We start from the raw sequence: 16,116 nt of genomic DNA, 5'->3' as shown, positions 1-16,116 counted from the left end.
TTGCTCACCTCAATTGAAACTCGGCGGCTTCGAAAGGTCGGGCGCGGGTGCGGCCGGCTTGGCCGGGGCGGTGTCGCCGAAATTCGGCGGCTGTGACAGATCGGGCGTGCCGGGCGCGGCGGGCGCCGCGCCGCCATTGGCGGGTGCCGCGCCATTGTCGGCCGGCGGCGTGCCGAGCGGCGCCAGTCCCGGCATCTCCGGCAGTTTCAGGTCGATCGTGCTCGGTTCGACCGTGGCGCCCTTATAGCGCATCACCATTTGCGGGAAGGCGATGGTGAGCCCGATCATGATCACCTGGATGCAGACGAAAGGCACCGCGCCCCAGTAGATCTGGCCGGTGGTGACCGGCGCGATCTGCTTGCCGGTGAGGCGGTCGAGATAAGGCACGCGCGCGGCGACCGAGCGCAGGTAGAACAGCGCGAAGCCGAAGGGCGGATGCATGAAGCTGGTCTGCATGTTGACGCCGAGCAGCACGCCGAACCAGATCAGGTCGATGCCGAGCTTGTCTGCGGCCGGCGCGAGCAGCGGCACGATGATGAAGGCGAGCTCGAAGAAGTCGAGGAAGAAGGCAAGCACGAAAACCAAAAGGTTGACGCCGATCAGGAAGCCGGTCTCGCCGCCCGGCAGCGAGGTCAGCAGATGCTCGACCCAGATATGGCCGTTGACGCCGTAGAAAGTGAGCGAGAAGACGCGCGCGCCGATCAGGATGAACAGCACGAAGGAGGAGAGCCGCGTCGTCGAGGCCAACGCCTGCTTTATGACGTCGAGCGAAAGCCGCCCTTTCATCGACGCCATGATGAGCGCGCCGACGGATCCCATGGCGCCGCCTTCGGTCGGCGTGGCGATGCCGAGGAAAATGGTGCCGAGCACCAGGAAGATCAGCGCTAGCGGTGGGATCAGCACGATCACCACCTGTTGCGCCAGCTTGGACATCGTGTTGATCCCGAGCCGCTGGTCGGCAACCGCCACGATGTAGGTCACGATGACGCCGACGGTGGCGCCCAGTATGTCGGCATTGTCGCCATGGGCGGGCACGAGGTAGCGATAGGCCGCATAGGAGACCGCGACCGCGATCAGCAGGGCCACGATCAGCGAGATCACGCCGCGGCCGAGCGTGCGCGCCTCGATGGGCAGCGCCGGCATCGAGTTCGGCCGGATGATCGACATGATCAGGACGTAGGCCATGTAGATACCCGTCAGCACGAGGCCGGGGATCAGGGCGCCCGCATACATGTCGCCGACCGAGCGTCCGAGCTGGTCGGCAAGCACGATCAGCACCAGCGAGGGCGGGATGATCTGGGCAAGCGTGCCGGACGCCGCGATCACGCCTGAGGCGAGCCGACGGTCATAGCCGTAGCGCAGCATGATCGGCAGCGAGATCAGTCCCATGGCGATCACCGAGGCCGCAACCACGCCGGTCGTCGCGGCAAGCAGCGCGCCGACGAAGATCACCGCATAGGCAAGCCCGCCGCGGATCGGGCCGAACAGCTGGCCGACCGTGTCGAGCAGATCCTCGGCCATGCCGGATCGCTCGAGCACGATCCCCATGAAGGTGAAGAACGGAATGGCCAGCAGCGTGTCGTTGGACATCACCCTGGTGCCGTAGAAATTGTCGGGCAGCGCATGCAGCAGCGGCCAGGCGAGATTGATCGATCCGCCGGAATAGGGCGAGAGCAGCACGCCGATGAAGAAGAACAACAGGCCGTTCGCGGCGAGCGAGAAGGCGACGGGGTAGCCGATCAAAAGGAAGATGATCAGCGAGGCGAACATGATCGGCGCCATGTTCTGCGCGATGAACTCGATCATGAGCGCACCTCGCCGGCCAGCGCCTTGGCTTCCTCGGCAAGTGCCTTGGCCTCGAGTTCGGCCTGCTCATGCGCCGAGACGAAGGGATTGGGATCCTCCATGTCGCCGCGCATGATGGCGATCTTCTTGATGATCTCGGAAACGCCCTGCAGCGCCAGCAGGAAGAAGCCCACGAGCAGGATGGCCTTTGCCGGCCAGACGATCAGGCCGCCGGCGTTGGTCGACATCTCGCCGCTGTGGAAAGACAGTGACACGTAAGGCACGAAGTAGATCACCATCAGCACCACGAACGGCATCAGGAAGAGGAGGTGGCCGAGGAGGTCGATCAAGTGCTGCAAGCGGCGGGGAAACATGCCGTAGACGATGTCGATGCGGATATGGTCGTTCTGCTTCAGGGTGTAGGCGGCCGCCAGCATGAAGGCGGCACCGAAAAGGTACCACTGCAGTTCCAGCCAGGCGTTGGACGAGATGTCGAACACCTTTCGGATGACGGCATTGACGGCGCTCACCAGGATCGCAAGCAGGATCAGCCATGACACCCAGCGGCCGATGAACTCGTTGATGCGATCGATCGTCCTGGATAGAGCGAGCAGCCCTGCCATGCATTTCCTCCCTGGCGTATCGGCCCGAAAATCGAGTTCGATTTTCGGAAAGCACGATGCGTAGACACAAAAGTGCTGCTGCGCGCCCGATTCCCCCTCCGGGGTCGCGCCGCTTGGCCCAACGGTATGCAGTGCGTGGTCTGGCAGGTCAACACGACAAGGCGCGACAAACGATGGCGCCGGTGGAAACCCGCCGGTTCACCGAACGTCATGCAACCAAAGTCTGATGGGTTCAGGCGACCTTGGCCTGGTCGCGGCTGGCGCCGATCAGAACCAGCATGGCGACGAGGAAGAGATAGATCCAGGCATCGCGCCATTCGATCGGGAAATAGCCGGCCCACAGCGATTCGGCCATGCCGAAGGCCGCCGCTCCGAGCGCCGCCTTGAGCGGCGACAGATAGCCGCCGACCGCCGTCACGAACAGGATCTTGAGGCCGTAGACGAGGCCGGTGCCGAAGCTGATATTGCCGTAATAGAGGCCGGCGAGCACACCGGCAAAAGCCGCGCAGAAGCCGCCGTAGAGCACCGCGCGGCGAAACACGGCGCGCACGTCGATGCCGCACATCGCGGCCGCCTTCGGGTCGTCGGAGACGGCCCGCCAGGCGCGGCCGAAGCGAGAATGCGAAAACAGCCAGGCGGCCAGCGCCACCACCGCGATCACCGCCGCGCAGTCGAGCAGCTGGATGACGGTGAGCGTGACCTTGAAACCGGTATCCTGGGCGAAGATGACGGGCTGGGCGAGCATCGGCGGCAGCCAGAGATCATGGGTGTCGGCGGCGATGCGGCTCGCTTCCGACAGGAACAGCAATATGCCGAGCGTCGTCACCACGATGGCGTTGGGCGACCGGTCCGCCAGCCTTTCGAACACGCTGCGCGACAGCACCTGGCTGATCAGCACCGCATAAACCAGGGCGGCGACGACGCCGAGCGCGACCGAGGCGAACAGCGTCAGCCACAGCGCCTGGTAGCCGAAGGCCGCGGTCAGGATCATGGTGTGGCCGCAAAAGGCAAACAGCGCCCCGTAGGCCAGGTTGGTGCGGTGCAGGATGCCGTTGGTCAGCACATAGCCGAAGGCGAGCAGCGCATAGAGCGCGCCCGAATGCAGCCCGTTCAGCACCTGCTGGTAGAAATAGAGCATGGAGAATCCCTACAGCGCCGCGCGTCCTTTGGGACGCGCAAAGGACGCTGTAGCGCTTTGATTTAGCACATGATCCCTTCCGAAAATCGGTTCCGATTTGCGGAAGGGATCATGTGCTGGCCCGAGCGACGGACCCTATGGCGAGCCTTGCATCAGGAATCTAACTTGTCAAATACGTTTTATCGGTTAGATTTTCGTTATGACGGTATCCTGGACCCCGCACCGCTTCACCGGCGGTATTCTCGCGCTCGACACGGCGAACACCGTCGTGCTGCGCAACGATCCGGAAAGGACCTTCGACCGTTTCGACGATCCGGCCGAAATCGCCCGTTTCGCCGAGGCGGCAAGCGGCTTTCGCGCCGCCGAGCTCGGCGGCCGGCGGCTGGAGGCGCCGGAACCGGACGGCATCGCCCCGGTTGTGCTGTCGATCCGTGAGGCGACCGACCGCCTGTTCCGGCATGCCGTGGCGGAAGGCATGATCGCCACCCGCCATCTGCCGGATTTTCTGACGGCCTGCGCCGAAGGGCTCTCCGACAGCACGACCGAGATCGGCGCGCCGGGCCGGCCTTTCGGCGATCCGGCGACGCCGATCGCCTTCGAGGCGGCCTTGGCCGTCTCGGCGCTTTCGCTGCTGCGGGACGAAACAGTTGCCAGGCTCAGGATCTGCCCGAACTGCAGCTGGCTGTTCGTTGACCGCAGCCGCAACTCGAGTCGCCTCTGGTGCGACATGGCCGTCTGCGGCAACCGCCAGAAAGCGAACCGTTATTATCGCCGCCGAACGGCGGTCAGGGAGGCTGCCAATGACTAGCAAGTTCCGTTCGATCGCTCTCGGCGCGGCCTTGATTGCCGCGACCACGCTCGGCGCCTGCCGCGACACCGGCAAGGAGCAGCTCTTCGCCATTTCCGGCAAGCTGTTCGAATTCAACTACCGGCTCGGCATCGCCACTTACGTCATCACGCTGAGGCCGCTGCGGCCCATGGCCGAGGGGCAGGTCGCCGTGGTGAATTTCCAGAATCCGGCCGGCGGCGACCCGATCATCGTCAACCAGAAGATCTGGCCGAAGCTTCCCCACATCACGCTCACCAGCCCGCCGCTCAGCTGCGTGGTCAAGGACAAGCCCTATTCCGTTACGATCCGCATCGAGGATTCGAGCGGCACGTTGCTCCAGAGCCTCGACACGACGATGACCTCGTCGGAGGATCAGACCATGCTGCCGGACCGGCCGCTGGTGATCGGGCCGAAATACGAGCTCAACCCGGACCTTGCCGGTCATCCCGACGGCAAGCTGCCCGATCAGCCGAAGCCGGATTGCTCGAAGGCTGCCTGACAGGCGCTGGCCACTGAAATTTTCGTGCTTCATGAAGCGTTTAGCGTCATCTTAAATGCGCTGGGCGACTTCACCCGGACCATTTGTTGCGTCCGCTCTGGCCCCTGCTTTTTCGTTTGACCTCTCCCGCTAGGGAAGAAAGACTGCGGCGTCCCACTCCGACGTTGGCCGCCCGATTGAGGCGCGCCTCCGCAGAGGAAATGCCTGATGACGCTGCATGACGTCGCGCTCGACGACAAGTTCGACCTTGGCAAGGAGCGCGTTTTCCTGTCCGGGGCGCAGGCCGTCGTACGCATGCTTTTGATGCAGCGCGAGCGCGACCGTCGCGCCGGCCTCAAGACCGCGGGCTTCGTCTCGGGCTATCGCGGCTCGCCGCTCGGCGGCCTCGACATGCAGCTCTGGCGGGCGAAGAGGCAGCTTGCCCAGGCCGACATCGTCTTCCAGCCTGGCCTCAACGAGGAACTCGCCGCCACAGCCTGCTGGGGGTCGCAGCAGACCGAACTGCTCGGCGAAGGCACGCATGACGGCGTCTTTGCGGTCTGGTACGGCAAGGGACCGGGCGTCGACCGCTCGGGCGACGTGTTCCGTCACGCCAACCTTGCCGGCTCGTCGAGAAATGGCGGCGTTCTCGCCCTGATGGGCGACGATCACATGGCCGAGTCCTCGACCAATGCTCATGCCACCGAATTCCTGTTCGTCGACACCATGGTGCCGATCCTCAATCCGGCCGGCGTCCAGGAGATCATCGACTATGGCCTCTACGGCTTTGCCATGTCGCGCTTCGCCGGCACCTGGGCGGCGATCAAATGCGTCAAGGACAACATCGAGTCGACCGCCTCGGTCGACGCCTCGATCGAGAGGCTGAACATCGTCATTCCGGACTTCGACATGCCGCCCGGCGGCCTCAACATCCGCCACGAGATCGATATGCTCGGGCAGGAGGAGCGGCTGCATGAGCATAAGCGCGCCGCGGCTTCGGCCTTCATCCAGGCCAATGGGCTGAACCGGATCGTCTATTCCGGCGGCCGCAAGCCGAAGCTGGGCGTCATCACCATCGGCAAGAGCTATCTCGACGTGCGCCAGGCGCTCGAGGATATCGGCATCGACGAGAGGGCGGCCAACCGCATCGGCATCCGCCTATTCAAGGTCGGCTGCCCCTGGCCGCTCGACTATCAGCATATCGCCGACTTCGCCCGCGGCCTCGACACCATCGTCGTCGTCGAGGAGAAGCGGTCGCTGATCGAGGTGCAGTTGCGCGAGAACCTCTACGGCTCGGCCATCCAGCCGGCCATCGTCGGCAAGAAGGACGAACGCGGCGACTGGCTGTTTCCGGCCAAGGGCGCGCTCGACCCGAACGACATCGCCATCGCGCTCGGCGAACGGATCCTGCGCACCATCGGCCCGTCGGAGGAGATCGCCGCGCGCGTGGCGAAGCTGCGCCAGTTCCAGGCGATGCTCGCCGACACCGTCGACATCGGCTCGCGCACCCCCTTCTTCTGCTCGGGCTGCCCGCACAATTCCTCGACCAAGGTGCCGGAGGGCTCGCTCGCCGCCGCCGGCATCGGCTGCCATTTCATGGCGCTGTGGATGGATAGGAACACAGTCGGGTTCACGGCGATGGGCGGCGAGGGCGCGCAATGGGTCGGTCAGGCGCCGTTCTCGAAGCGCGACCATATCTTCCAGAATCTCGGCGACGGCACCTACAACCATTCCGGCGCGCTGGCGATCCGCTTCGCGCTGTCGAGCCGTGCCAACATCACCTACAAGATCCTCTACAACGACGCGGTCGCCATGACCGGCGGCCAGCCGCATGAAGGCGGCCTGACGGTGGACATGATCGCCAGGCAGGTGCGCGCCGAGGGCGTCGACCGCATCGCAATCGTCACCGACGAGCCGGACAAATATGCCGGCAAGGCCGATTTCCCGGCCGGCGCCACCATCCATCACCGCGATGACCTCGACCTCGTGCAGCGCGAATTGCGTGAGGTGAAAGGCGTCTCGGTGCTTCTTTATGACCAGACCTGCGCCGCGGAAAAACGCCGCCGCCGCAAGCGCGGCACCTTCCCCGACCCCGACAGGCGCGTCTTCATCAACGAGCTGGTCTGCGAAGGTTGCGGCGATTGCGGCGTGCAGTCGAACTGCGTCTCGATCCAGCCGGTCGAAACCGAATTCGGCCGCAAGCGCCGGATCGACCAGTCCAGCTGCAACAAGGACTTTTCCTGCCTTAGCGGCTTCTGCCCCTCTTTCGTGACGGTGCACGGCGGCAAGATCAGGAAGGCCGAAGGCATTGCCGGCAAGAGCGATCCGCTGGACGGCGTGCCGTCGCCCGTCGAATTCCCGCTCGGCGCAGAGGGCTGGGCGGCGATCATCGACGGCGTCGGCGGCACCGGCGTCGTCACCATCGGCGCGATGCTCGGCATGGCCGCCCACATTGAAGGCAAGGGCTGTGGCATGATCGACATGGCGGGTCTTGCCCAAAAGGGCGGCTCGGTCTTCACCCATGTCCGCATTGCCTCGACGCCCGAGGATATCCACGCCATCCGTGTTTCGGCCGGCAAGGCCGATCTCGTGCTTGGCTGCGACCTCGTCGTCTCCGGCGCCAAGAAAGTGCTCGCAGCGGTCCGCGAGGGCCACACTATGTTTCTCGCCAACACCGCCGAAATCATGCCCGGCGAATTCACCCGTTCGGCCGATTTTTCGCTGCCGGTCGAGCGGCTGAAGAAGGCGATCCGTGCCGCCGCCGGCGACGACAAGGCCCACTTCTTCGACGCCACCCGAACGGCGACCGCGCTGTTCGGCAATTCGCTCGGTGCCAACATGTTCATGCTCGGCTTCGCCTTCCAGCATGGCGGGCTGCCGCTGTCGGCCGAAGCAGTTGAAAAGGCTATCGAATTGAACGGTGAAGCAGTGGCGATGAACATCGCCGCCTTCCGCTGGGGCCGTCGCGCCGCGCACCAGCCGGATTTCGTGCGCAACTTGGTCAGCAAGACCGGCAAGCCGGCGTCCGCGCCCGCCGAAACGCTCGACGACATCATCGCCAGGCGCGTTGCTTTCCTCGCCGGGTACCAGAACGCCGCCTATGGCCGGCGCTATGCCGACAGGGTCGCCGCCCTGCGCGCCGCCGAAGCGCGTGCAGTTCCCGGTTCGAGCGCAGTCACAGAGGCCGCCGCCAGGAATCTCTTCAAGCTGATGGCGATCAAGGACGAGTATGAGGTGGCGCGGCTCTATACCGACGGCAGCTTCGCGGCCGATCTCGCAAGGCAGTTCCAAAGCTACGAGAAGCTGGAATTCCACCTCGCGCCACCGATCCTCGGGCGGCACGGCAACGACGGCAAGCCGAGGAAATCGAGCTTCGGCCCCTGGATGATGAAAGCCTTTCGCCTGCTGTCGGCCATGAAAGGCCTGCGCGGTACGGCATTCGACCCGTTCGGCCATACCGCCGAACGGCGCGCCGAGCGGCGGATGCTTGCGCAATACGAGGCGGATCTCGACCTGATCGCCACGGCACTTGCGCCGGGCAGGATCGATGCCGCCGCCGCTCTCGCCTCCGTGCCGGCGCTCATCCGCGGCTATGGGCATGTCCGGCAGGCCAGCGCCGCAAAGGCGGCGGAGGAGCGTTCCAGGCTGCTCCAGCGGCTGACCCAAACCGTGCCGGTACCGGTTCTCAGCGCCGCCGAGTGATCGCCAGCGCTGGCCCGAAGGCTTTTCCGGTCTGCCTGGGCCTCTCCCGTCCTTGACTGGCGGGCCGAAGCCCTTGCTTAAGCGGTCCCTGTTCTAAGCCTTTCTTAAGGCGGTTGTGGCATGACAAGGCTTAGCGTTGGGCCGACCACATGGGCAAAACAAAGACCGAAAGCATCCCGGCGGATGTTTATATCCAATTTGTGCGGTCGTTGTTCGACAACGCGCACATGTTGTTGATCGGTGGTGCGTGCTACTGGATCCTCGGATTCATGATCTATTTGCGCACGCACAATCCCTTGTTCCTGGCGTTTTCTTTTGCTCTGCTTTCCGTCAGCCTTATCCGTTACTTCGGCATTCGCAGCTTCCTGAAAACAGGCGGCGTAATCGCCGATGTCGAACACGCACAGCGGTTGGAGCGCAGCTACATCCTCAAGGGCTGCCTCCAAGGTCTCGGATTGGGCGCGCTGTGTTTCGTGTCGATCTATGTCTATCCCGATCCCTTTGCCGAGCTGGCGGCGATGTCGCTGACCTTGGCGACCCTGGTCACGGTTGTCGCCCGCAACTACGGCTCTCCGCGCATGGTGCGGATTTTTTCCGTGACCTTCATCGGTCCGGCGGCGCTGGCGCTTCTGCTGCGCATGGACGCGCCTTCCGTCGTCCTCGGCCTGATGATCATCCCGATGACGTTCATCACCATCACCGGCGCCGACCATGTCCGCAACGTGCTCTTCTCGGCGGTCATCGGGCACAAGCAGGCGAGGAATCTGACGCGCAGGTTCGACCGTGCGCTCAACACGATGTCGCACGGCCTGGTCATGCTCGGCCCGGACGGACGCGTCGCGGTCGCCAATGCCGAGGCCGCCCATCTGATGTCGCTGAAATCGGCCGACGCGCTACTCGGGCGCTCGATCCACGGCCTTCTGATGCGCGGCGTCGCCGGCGGCATGCTGGCGCCGAAGGACTGCCGCTACATCGAGGCGCAATTGACGCGCGCCCTGCGCGAGGGCCGGGACCGCAAGGTGCTGGTCTCGCTCGCCAACGGCCAGCACTACGAGTTCTCCGCGCGCGAAGGCAGCCAGGAACTCGGAGTCGTCACCTTCGAGGACGTGACGGCCCGCGTCGAGGCGGAGGAAAAGATCCGTTTCATGGCGCGCTACGACAACCTCACCGGCTTGCCGAATCGAGCCTACTTCCACGAGCTGGCCGGCGAGGCCATGGCGTCCGGCGACCGCGACCGGCTCTGTGGCCTGGCGGTGCTCGACCTCGATGATTTCAAGAGCGTCAACGACACGCTCGGCCATCCGGTCGGCGACGGGTTGATCTATGCCGTGGCCGAGCGGCTGGCGGCGGTTGCCGGGCCCGGCATCAATGTCAGCCGCTTCGGCGGCGACGAATTCATGATCTATTTCGACCGCATCGAGGATGAGAGCCATCTCGCGAGCCTGCTCGACGAGATCTTCGCCGACCTGCAGGGCGAGGTCGACGTTGCCGGGCACGGCCTGCGCATCCAGGCCAGCGGCGGCGCGGTGCTGTCCATGGTCAAGGACACCGACGTCGACGCCATGATCGTCAAGGCGGATCTCGCCCTCTACAAGGCCAAGGAGCTCGGCAAGAACACCTGGCGGCTGTTCGAGGCGTCGATGGATGCCGCCTTCCGCAATCGTCAGCTGATGAAGGCCGATCTGCGCAGCGCCGTGCAAGCCAAGGAGTTGCGTGTCGTCTACCAGCCGATCGTGTCCATGAGCACCATGCGCATCGCCAGCTGCGAGGCGCTCTGCCGCTGGGACCATCCCGATCTCGGCCCGATTTCGCCGGGCGTCTTCATTCCGCTGGCCGAGGAGATGGGCATCATCTCCGAGATCAGCACTTTCGTGCTGCAGGCGGCCTGCGCCGAATGCGCCAAATGGCCGGCGCAGACCAGCGTTTCGATCAATCTCTCGGCCAAGGATTTCCGCAACCGCGACGTCGTGCAGAAGGTGCGCGATGCCCTGGCGGCCTCGGGCCTTGCGCCGCACCGGCTTGAAATCGAGGTCACGGAGACTGCCTTGCTCGACGACAAGTCGCTGACGCGCGAATTGATCGAAGAGCTGAAGACCCTGGGCGTCCGCATCGCGCTCGACGACTTCGGCACCGGCTATTCCAGCCTCAGCTACCTGCACAAGCTGCCGCTCGACAAGATCAAGATCGACCGCTCCTTCCTGATCGACGTAACCCAGAGTCCCCAGTCGCTCGACCTTTTGAAGGGTATTGTCGGCTTGACGCGAACGTTGGGCTTGGTCGTCACCATCGAAGGGGTCGAGACCTTCGAGCAGCTGAAGATATTGGTGCGTTCGGTCAAACCGGATCTCGTGCAAGGTTTCCTCTTCGGCGCCGCGCTCAGCGCGTCCGGCATCGAGACGATGTCGAACGTCACCTGGCCATTCGCCGCGGATTTGCGTCTCGCCGCCAAGCGGACAGCCAGATAGCTGCAACCGCAAATTTCGCCGATCGAGATTGATTTGCGCATTGCTTGGGCAATGCAGCAGTTTGCGCAAAAGCGGAAATATTTGACATCTGCTGGCGACGCTCTTTTTTAGTAATTTCAGGAAAATTTTGCAGAAGTTTTCCATAAGAATTGCCTTATAAAAAATATTATCAGATATATATGTATGATTTTGACGGTGGATGAACCGTCAAAGTGCTTACATATTTCCAATTTTCTGTGCACGTCATATTGAATCCTAACTTAGTTATGGGCGCTCAACTTGCTTTTCGGCTCAACTACACCGACGGGGATTTCGCCTGACTATTAAGGTTAACGAACGGTAAATCAGCCGGATCGAATTTTCGGCTTGTGTCTCATTTCAACTCGAATAGCCTATTTTCAGGCGGATACGAGGACTTGAGAATGGATGCTGCGGGAAACGATGCGCAGGCTGGCGCCGGCGCAAATGCTGGGTCGGCGCTGAATCGCTCGATCATGCAATTGCTGGAGCATGTCGACTATCGTCTCATCACAGGGGGCGAGGATCTGGAGGCGATCTACCGCCTGCGCTATCAATCCTACCTGCGGTCCGGCATGTGCGGCCCGATCGCCAGCGGGATGTTCGAAGATCGCTGGGACAATCTGCCGAATTCCTATCGCTTCGGTGTCTATTTTGACGGCCACTTGGTCAGCACGCTGCGGCTCCACTACATTTCCCGCGAGCATCCCTATTCGCCCTCCGTCGATGCCTATCCGGAAATATTGGCCGAGCGGCTTGCCCGCGGAGAAACCTTCATAGACGGAACCCGGTTTGCAACCGACGCAGACAGCGCGCCCGCGCCAGGAGTGCTGCCTTTCCTGACGCTCAGGCTAGGCATGGTGGCTTCCAGCTATTTTGGCCAGACCGCGGTGCTCACGCCGGTCAAGGTCGAGCATTCCGCTTACTACGCCCGCATCTTCCATGCCATCCAGCGGACCGAGGGCAAGGTGTTTCCGGGTGTCCTTGCTCCAATCGCCTTATTCGAAATCCCCTGTGGCGAAAACTTGCGCCAGACGCTCGAACGGTTCCCGTTCTTCAAGTCGACGCCGGTGGAACAGCGCATGATGTTCGCCAATCCGGCCATCAACCGACTGACGCCGCTCTCCATCGTGCCGACGGCGAAATACCTACGCGACGCTGCCTGAACGGGCGTTCTTGCGGGCATCATGGACCTTTCCTGCGATTCTCGCGTTACGAGTAGCGGCCTTGCGATCGGGCGACGCCGCATTCTTGCCCAGCAGGCGTTTCGCCGGCTCATATCGGGTTGTTCATGGGAAGGGATACGGTCATGACCATCCACTCGCTTGCGCTCACGCCGCTGATCTCCCTGATCGCCGGCATATTGATCCTGGTGATGCCGCGCCTGCTCAACTACATCGTCGCGCTCTACCTGATCGTCGTCGGCCTGCTCGGCCTGTTTCCGCAGCTCGCCGGCTGAGGCCCGGGAGCGCTCCGGCGGCGTTTCGTCCCAATTTCGACTTTCGCCAATTTCAACTTTCATTTGAGGCTGTTGTCGCGGACCGTGCGGCAATAGCGCCATTGCTCTCGGTTCGGCTTTTCGCTATGTGCCTCAAAGGCATTTTCGAAGAGGTATTCCTATGGCTGATCACACGCCGACCGGTCCTGTCGAACTGGGCGCGCAGATGGACTATGCCGAGCATGATCGCACCTACAAGGCATTCCTCGCGCTTGCCAAATACGGCTCGCTCGTCTGCGCCGCCATCCTGCTGGCAATGGCCTTCGGCTTCTTCGTCGGCGGCTTCTTCTCGGCGACCATCCTGTTCATCCTGATCATGGCCGTCGGCTATTTCATTCTGCGGTAGACTTTCCAAGCCACTGCGTATGACGTCCCGCTGGAGGTCCCGGCCGACGCCTTGCGCATCGAGGTTCCAGCCGAAAGGATCATGCGGTGGGGCAGACGGTATTCATCCCTCGTGAGCTTGATGCGAACGAGCCGCGTGTCGCGGCCTCGCCTGAGACGGTGAAGCGGCTGGTGGGCCTGGGCTTCGAGGTGATCGTGGAGAAGGGCGCGGGCCTCGGCTCGCGCATCATCGATCAGGATTTTGCCGCGGCGGGTGCCGCGATCGGCAAGGCTGCCGACGCGTCGAAGGCCGACGTGGTGCTCAAAGTGCGCCGGCCGGCCGATGCCGAGCTGAAAGGCTACAAGCCGGGCGCCGCCGTCATCGCCATCATGGATCCATACGGCAACGATGCGGCGGTGGCCGCGATGGCCAAGGCCGGCATCACCGCCTTCTCGATGGAATTCATGCCGCGCATCACCCGCGCGCAGGTCATGGACGTCTTGTCTTCGCAGGCCAATCTTGCCGGCTACCAGGCGGTGATCGACGCGGCCGCCGAATATGACCGCGCGCTGCCGATGATGATGACGGCGGCGGGCACCGTGCCGGCGGCAAAAACCTTCATCATGGGCGTCGGCGTCGCCGGCCTGCAGGCCATCGCCACCGCGCGTCGCCTCGGCGCCATCGTCACCGCCACCGACGTGCGCCCGGCGGTGAAGGAGCAGGTGCAGTCGCTCGGCGCGAAGTTCCTGGCGGTCGAGGACGAGGAGTTCAAGGCCGCCGAGACCGCCGGCGGCTACGCCAAGGAAATGTCGAAGGAATACCAGGCCAAGCAGGCGGCGCTGACGGCAGAGCACATCGCCAAGCAGGACATCGTCATCACCACGGCGCTGATCCCCGGCCGTCCGGCGCCGAAGCTGGTTTCGGCCGCCATGGTCGCCTCGATGAAGCCAGGCTCGGTGATCGTCGACCTCGCCGTCGAGCGAGGCGGCAATGTCGAAGGTGCTCAACCCGGCAAGGTCGTGACGACGGAAAACGGCGTCAAGATCGTCGGCCATCTCAACGTGCCCGGTCGTGTTGCCGCATCCGCCTCGCTGCTCTACGCCAAGAACCTCTACGCCTTCCTCGAGACGATGGTCGACAAGGCGGAGAAAGAGCTTGCCATCAAGCGCGACGACGAGCTGGTCAAGGCGACGATGCTGACCGATGGCGGCAAGATCGTGCATCCCAATTTCGCCAAGGCGACCGAGGCGCCGCGCACCGAGCCGGCGGCCATTGCCGCGACGATCATGGTCGCTGACGCCTCCGACAAGCCTGCTGCCAAGAAGACGGTGGCAAAGAAACCTGCCGCAGCCAAGTCGCCCTCGTCCAAGTCGAAAGGGACCGCGTGATGGAAGCCTTGCAGAAAGCCCTCGACCAGCTCGATCAGGCGACCGCCGCCGTTCGCCTCGCGGTGCAGGACCTGGCCAACGCGCCGGCCGGCGCCGAGGCCGCCGGCAACGCGGCGCATGCGCTCTCGGGCGGCGCCATCGATCCCTTCGTCTTCCGCTTTGCCATCTTCGTGCTGGCGATCTTCGTCGGCTACTATGTCGTCTGGTCGGTGACGCCGGCGCTGCACACGCCGCTGATGGCCGTCACCAACGCCATCTCCTCGGTCATCGTCGTCGGCGCGCTGCTCGCCGTCGGCATCGCGGCTTCCGGCCTTGCCGCGGGCTTCGGCTTCGTCGCCCTGGTGCTGGTCTCGGTCAACATCTTCGGCGGCTTCCTCGTCACCCAGCGCATGCTCGCCATGTACAAGAAGAAGGAAAAGTGACGTGACCGTCAATCTCGCTTCCTTCCTCTATCTTGTCTCGGGCATCTTGTTCATCCTGGCGCTGCGCGGCCTGTCGCATCCGACCACCAGCCGGCAGGGCAATCTTTACGGCATGATCGGCATGGGCATCGCTCTTTGCACCACGCTGGCGCTGGCGCTGCCCTCGGCCGGGCGCTTCGGCCTGATCGTGCTCGGCCTCGCCATCGGCGGCGGCGTCGGCGCCTATGTGGCGCGCCGCATCGCCATGACCTCGATGCCGCAGCTGGTCGCCGCCTTCCACAGCCTCGTCGGCTTCGCCGCCGTCATGGTCGCGGCCGCTGCCATCTACGCGCCGGAAAGTTTTGGCATCGGCACCGCGGGCGACATCCACGCCCAGGCGCTCGTCGAAATGAGCCTTGGCGTCGCCATCGGCGCCATCACCTTCACCGGCTCGGTCATTGCCTTCCTGAAGCTCGACGGCCGCATGTCCGGCAAGCCGATCATGATCGGCGGCCGCCACCTGATCAACATCGCGCTCGGCGCAGCCCTGGTGGTGCTGATCGTGCTGCTCGTCACCACCGAATCCAAGCTGGTCTTCTGGCTGATCGTCGCCGCCTCGCTGGTGCTCGGCGTGCTCTTGATCATCCCGATCGGCGGCGCCGACATGCCGGTCGTGGTGTCGATGCTGAATTCCTATTCCGGCTGGGCGGCGGCAGCACTTGGCTTCACCCTCGGCAACCTGGCGCTGATCATCACCGGCGCGCTGGTCGGCTCTAGCGGTGCGATCCTGTCCTACATCATGTGCAAGGGCATGAACCGCTCCTTCATTTCCGTCATCCTCGGCGGCTTCGGCGGCGAGACGGCCGCGGCGGTCAGCGACGGCATCGAGCGCACGGTCAAGCAAGGCTCGGCCGACGATGCCGCTTATCTGATGATGAACGCGCAGAAGGTCATCATCGTGCCGGGCTACGGCATGGCGGTCGCCCAGGCGCAGCACGCGCTGCGCGAAATGGCCGACAAGCTCAAGGCCAACGGCGTCGAGGTGAAATACGCCATCCACCCCGTCGCCGGCCGCATGCCCGGCCACATGAACGTGCTTCTGGCCGAAGCCAGCGTGCCCTATGACGAGGTGTTCGAGCTCGAGGACATCAACTCCGAGTTCACGCAGGCCGACGTCGCCTATGTCATCGGCGCCAACGACGTCACCAACCCGTCCGCGCGCGACGACAAGGCCTCGCCGATCTTCGGCATGCCGATCCTCGACGTCGACAAGGCCCGCACCTGCCTCTTCGTCAAGCGCTCGCTCGGCTCCGGCTATGCCGGCATCGACAACACGCTGTTCTACAAGGACGGCACCATGATGCTGCTCGGCGACGCCAAGAAGATGACGGAAGAGATCGTCAAGGCCATGGATCACTGATCAAGCCGCAACCTTCTGCAAGAAGGTTGTCGGCCCAGCCAAGCAT

13 protein-coding genes are annotated in these 16,116 nt (G+C 63.7%); 10 read left to right on the top strand and 3 right to left on the bottom strand.

What is annotated here, in order from left to right; translation table 11 throughout:
* Positions 1-9 precede the first annotated feature (9 nt).
* The 3 genes from EJ071_RS02145 to EJ071_RS02135 all read right to left on the bottom strand — a co-directional run bounded on the left by EJ071_RS02145 (position 10) and on the right by EJ071_RS02135 (position 3,546).
* A complete protein-coding gene (locus EJ071_RS02145; RefSeq protein ID WP_189521400.1) occupies positions 10-1,806 on the bottom strand; it encodes a TRAP transporter large permease subunit in 1,797 nt (598 codons plus the stop codon).
* A complete protein-coding gene (locus EJ071_RS02140; RefSeq protein WP_126096604.1) occupies positions 1,803-2,408 on the bottom strand; it encodes a TRAP transporter small permease subunit in 606 nt (201 codons plus the stop codon). Before EJ071_RS02140 ends, EJ071_RS02145 begins: the two co-directional genes overlap by 4 nt.
* 232 nt (positions 2,409-2,640) lie before the next feature.
* Positions 2,641-3,546: a branched-chain amino acid ABC transporter permease gene (locus tag EJ071_RS02135; RefSeq protein ID WP_126096603.1), complete on the bottom strand. Its 906-nt coding sequence runs from the start codon at positions 3,544-3,546 to the stop codon at positions 2,641-2,643.
* 199 nt (positions 3,547-3,745) lie between these two features.
* On the opposite strand from EJ071_RS02135, the gene EJ071_RS02130 reads away from it, so the two are divergent.
* The 10 genes from EJ071_RS02130 to EJ071_RS02085 all read left to right on the top strand — a co-directional run bounded on the left by EJ071_RS02130 (position 3,746) and on the right by EJ071_RS02085 (position 16,070).
* Entirely contained in the window at positions 3,746-4,354 is a 609-nt protein-coding gene (locus EJ071_RS02130) for a CGNR zinc finger domain-containing protein (RefSeq protein WP_126096602.1), read from the top strand.
* Entirely contained in the window at positions 4,347-4,874 is a 528-nt protein-coding gene (locus tag EJ071_RS02125; RefSeq protein WP_126096601.1) for a hypothetical protein, read from the top strand. Before EJ071_RS02130 ends, EJ071_RS02125 begins: the two co-directional genes overlap by 8 nt.
* A 207-nt stretch (positions 4,875-5,081) precedes the next feature.
* On the top strand, positions 5,082-8,555 hold the full coding sequence (locus EJ071_RS02120; protein WP_126096600.1) for an indolepyruvate ferredoxin oxidoreductase family protein: 3,474 nt from the start codon (positions 5,082-5,084) through the stop codon (positions 8,553-8,555).
* Between the two features lie 149 nt (positions 8,556-8,704).
* On the top strand, positions 8,705-11,020 hold the full coding sequence (locus EJ071_RS02115; RefSeq protein ID WP_126096599.1) for an EAL domain-containing protein: 2,316 nt from the start codon (positions 8,705-8,707) through the stop codon (positions 11,018-11,020).
* 422 nt (positions 11,021-11,442) lie between these two features.
* Positions 11,443-12,204 carry an acyl-homoserine-lactone synthase gene (locus EJ071_RS02110; RefSeq protein WP_126096598.1) on the top strand — a complete coding sequence of 254 codons (762 nt, stop codon included), beginning with the start codon at positions 11,443-11,445 and terminating at the stop codon, positions 12,202-12,204.
* A gap of 143 nt (positions 12,205-12,347) precedes the next feature.
* Positions 12,348-12,497: a DUF3096 domain-containing protein gene (locus tag EJ071_RS02105; RefSeq protein ID WP_126096597.1), complete on the top strand. Its 150-nt coding sequence runs from the start codon at positions 12,348-12,350 to the stop codon at positions 12,495-12,497.
* A gap of 160 nt (positions 12,498-12,657) precedes the next feature.
* Entirely contained in the window at positions 12,658-12,882 is a 225-nt protein-coding gene (locus EJ071_RS02100) for an aa3-type cytochrome c oxidase subunit IV (protein WP_126096596.1), read from the top strand.
* Positions 12,883-12,968: 86 nt separating this feature from the next.
* A complete protein-coding gene (locus EJ071_RS02095; protein ID WP_126096595.1) occupies positions 12,969-14,249 on the top strand; it encodes a Re/Si-specific NAD(P)(+) transhydrogenase subunit alpha in 1,281 nt (426 codons plus the stop codon).
* Positions 14,249-14,671 (top strand): proton-translocating transhydrogenase family protein, encoded by a 423-nt coding sequence (locus EJ071_RS02090; RefSeq protein ID WP_189521399.1) that lies wholly within the window; start codon positions 14,249-14,251, stop codon positions 14,669-14,671. Before EJ071_RS02095 ends, EJ071_RS02090 begins: the two co-directional genes overlap by 1 nt.
* 1 nt (position 14,672) lies before the next feature.
* A complete protein-coding gene (locus tag EJ071_RS02085; protein WP_126096593.1) occupies positions 14,673-16,070 on the top strand; it encodes an NAD(P)(+) transhydrogenase (Re/Si-specific) subunit beta in 1,398 nt (465 codons plus the stop codon).
* Positions 16,071-16,116 lie beyond the last annotated feature (46 nt).

This window comes from Mesorhizobium sp. M1B.F.Ca.ET.045.04.1.1, assembly GCF_003952465.1.
GTDB lineage: Bacteria > Pseudomonadota > Alphaproteobacteria > Rhizobiales > Rhizobiaceae > Mesorhizobium > Mesorhizobium shonense.
This window is presented reverse-complemented; position numbering and strand designations above follow the sequence as displayed.

What these genes read in the sequence shown, in the direction of transcription:
- EJ071_RS02135 (WP_126096603.1), bottom strand. Translation starts at nt 3,546, where the DNA reads ATGCTCTATTTCTACCAGCAGGTGCTGAACGGGCTGCATTCGGGCGCG.
- EJ071_RS02115 (WP_126096599.1), top strand. Translation starts at nt 8,705, where the DNA reads ATGGGCAAAACAAAGACCGAAAGCATCCCGGCGGATGTTTATATCCAA.
- EJ071_RS02100 (WP_126096596.1), top strand. Translation starts at nt 12,658, where the DNA reads ATGGCTGATCACACGCCGACCGGTCCTGTCGAACTGGGCGCGCAGATG.
- EJ071_RS02145 (WP_189521400.1), bottom strand. Translation starts at nt 1,806, where the DNA reads ATGATCGAGTTCATCGCGCAGAACATGGCGCCGATCATGTTCGCCTCG.
- EJ071_RS02110 (WP_126096598.1), top strand. Translation starts at nt 11,443, where the DNA reads ATGGATGCTGCGGGAAACGATGCGCAGGCTGGCGCCGGCGCAAATGCT.
- EJ071_RS02125 (WP_126096601.1), top strand. Translation starts at nt 4,347, where the DNA reads ATGACTAGCAAGTTCCGTTCGATCGCTCTCGGCGCGGCCTTGATTGCC.
- EJ071_RS02090 (WP_189521399.1), top strand. Translation starts at nt 14,249, where the DNA reads ATGGAAGCCTTGCAGAAAGCCCTCGACCAGCTCGATCAGGCGACCGCC.
- EJ071_RS02120 (WP_126096600.1), top strand. Translation starts at nt 5,082, where the DNA reads ATGACGCTGCATGACGTCGCGCTCGACGACAAGTTCGACCTTGGCAAG.
- EJ071_RS02140 (WP_126096604.1), bottom strand. Translation starts at nt 2,408, where the DNA reads ATGGCAGGGCTGCTCGCTCTATCCAGGACGATCGATCGCATCAACGAG.
- EJ071_RS02105 (WP_126096597.1), top strand. Translation starts at nt 12,348, where the DNA reads ATGACCATCCACTCGCTTGCGCTCACGCCGCTGATCTCCCTGATCGCC.
- EJ071_RS02130 (WP_126096602.1), top strand. Translation starts at nt 3,746, where the DNA reads ATGACGGTATCCTGGACCCCGCACCGCTTCACCGGCGGTATTCTCGCG.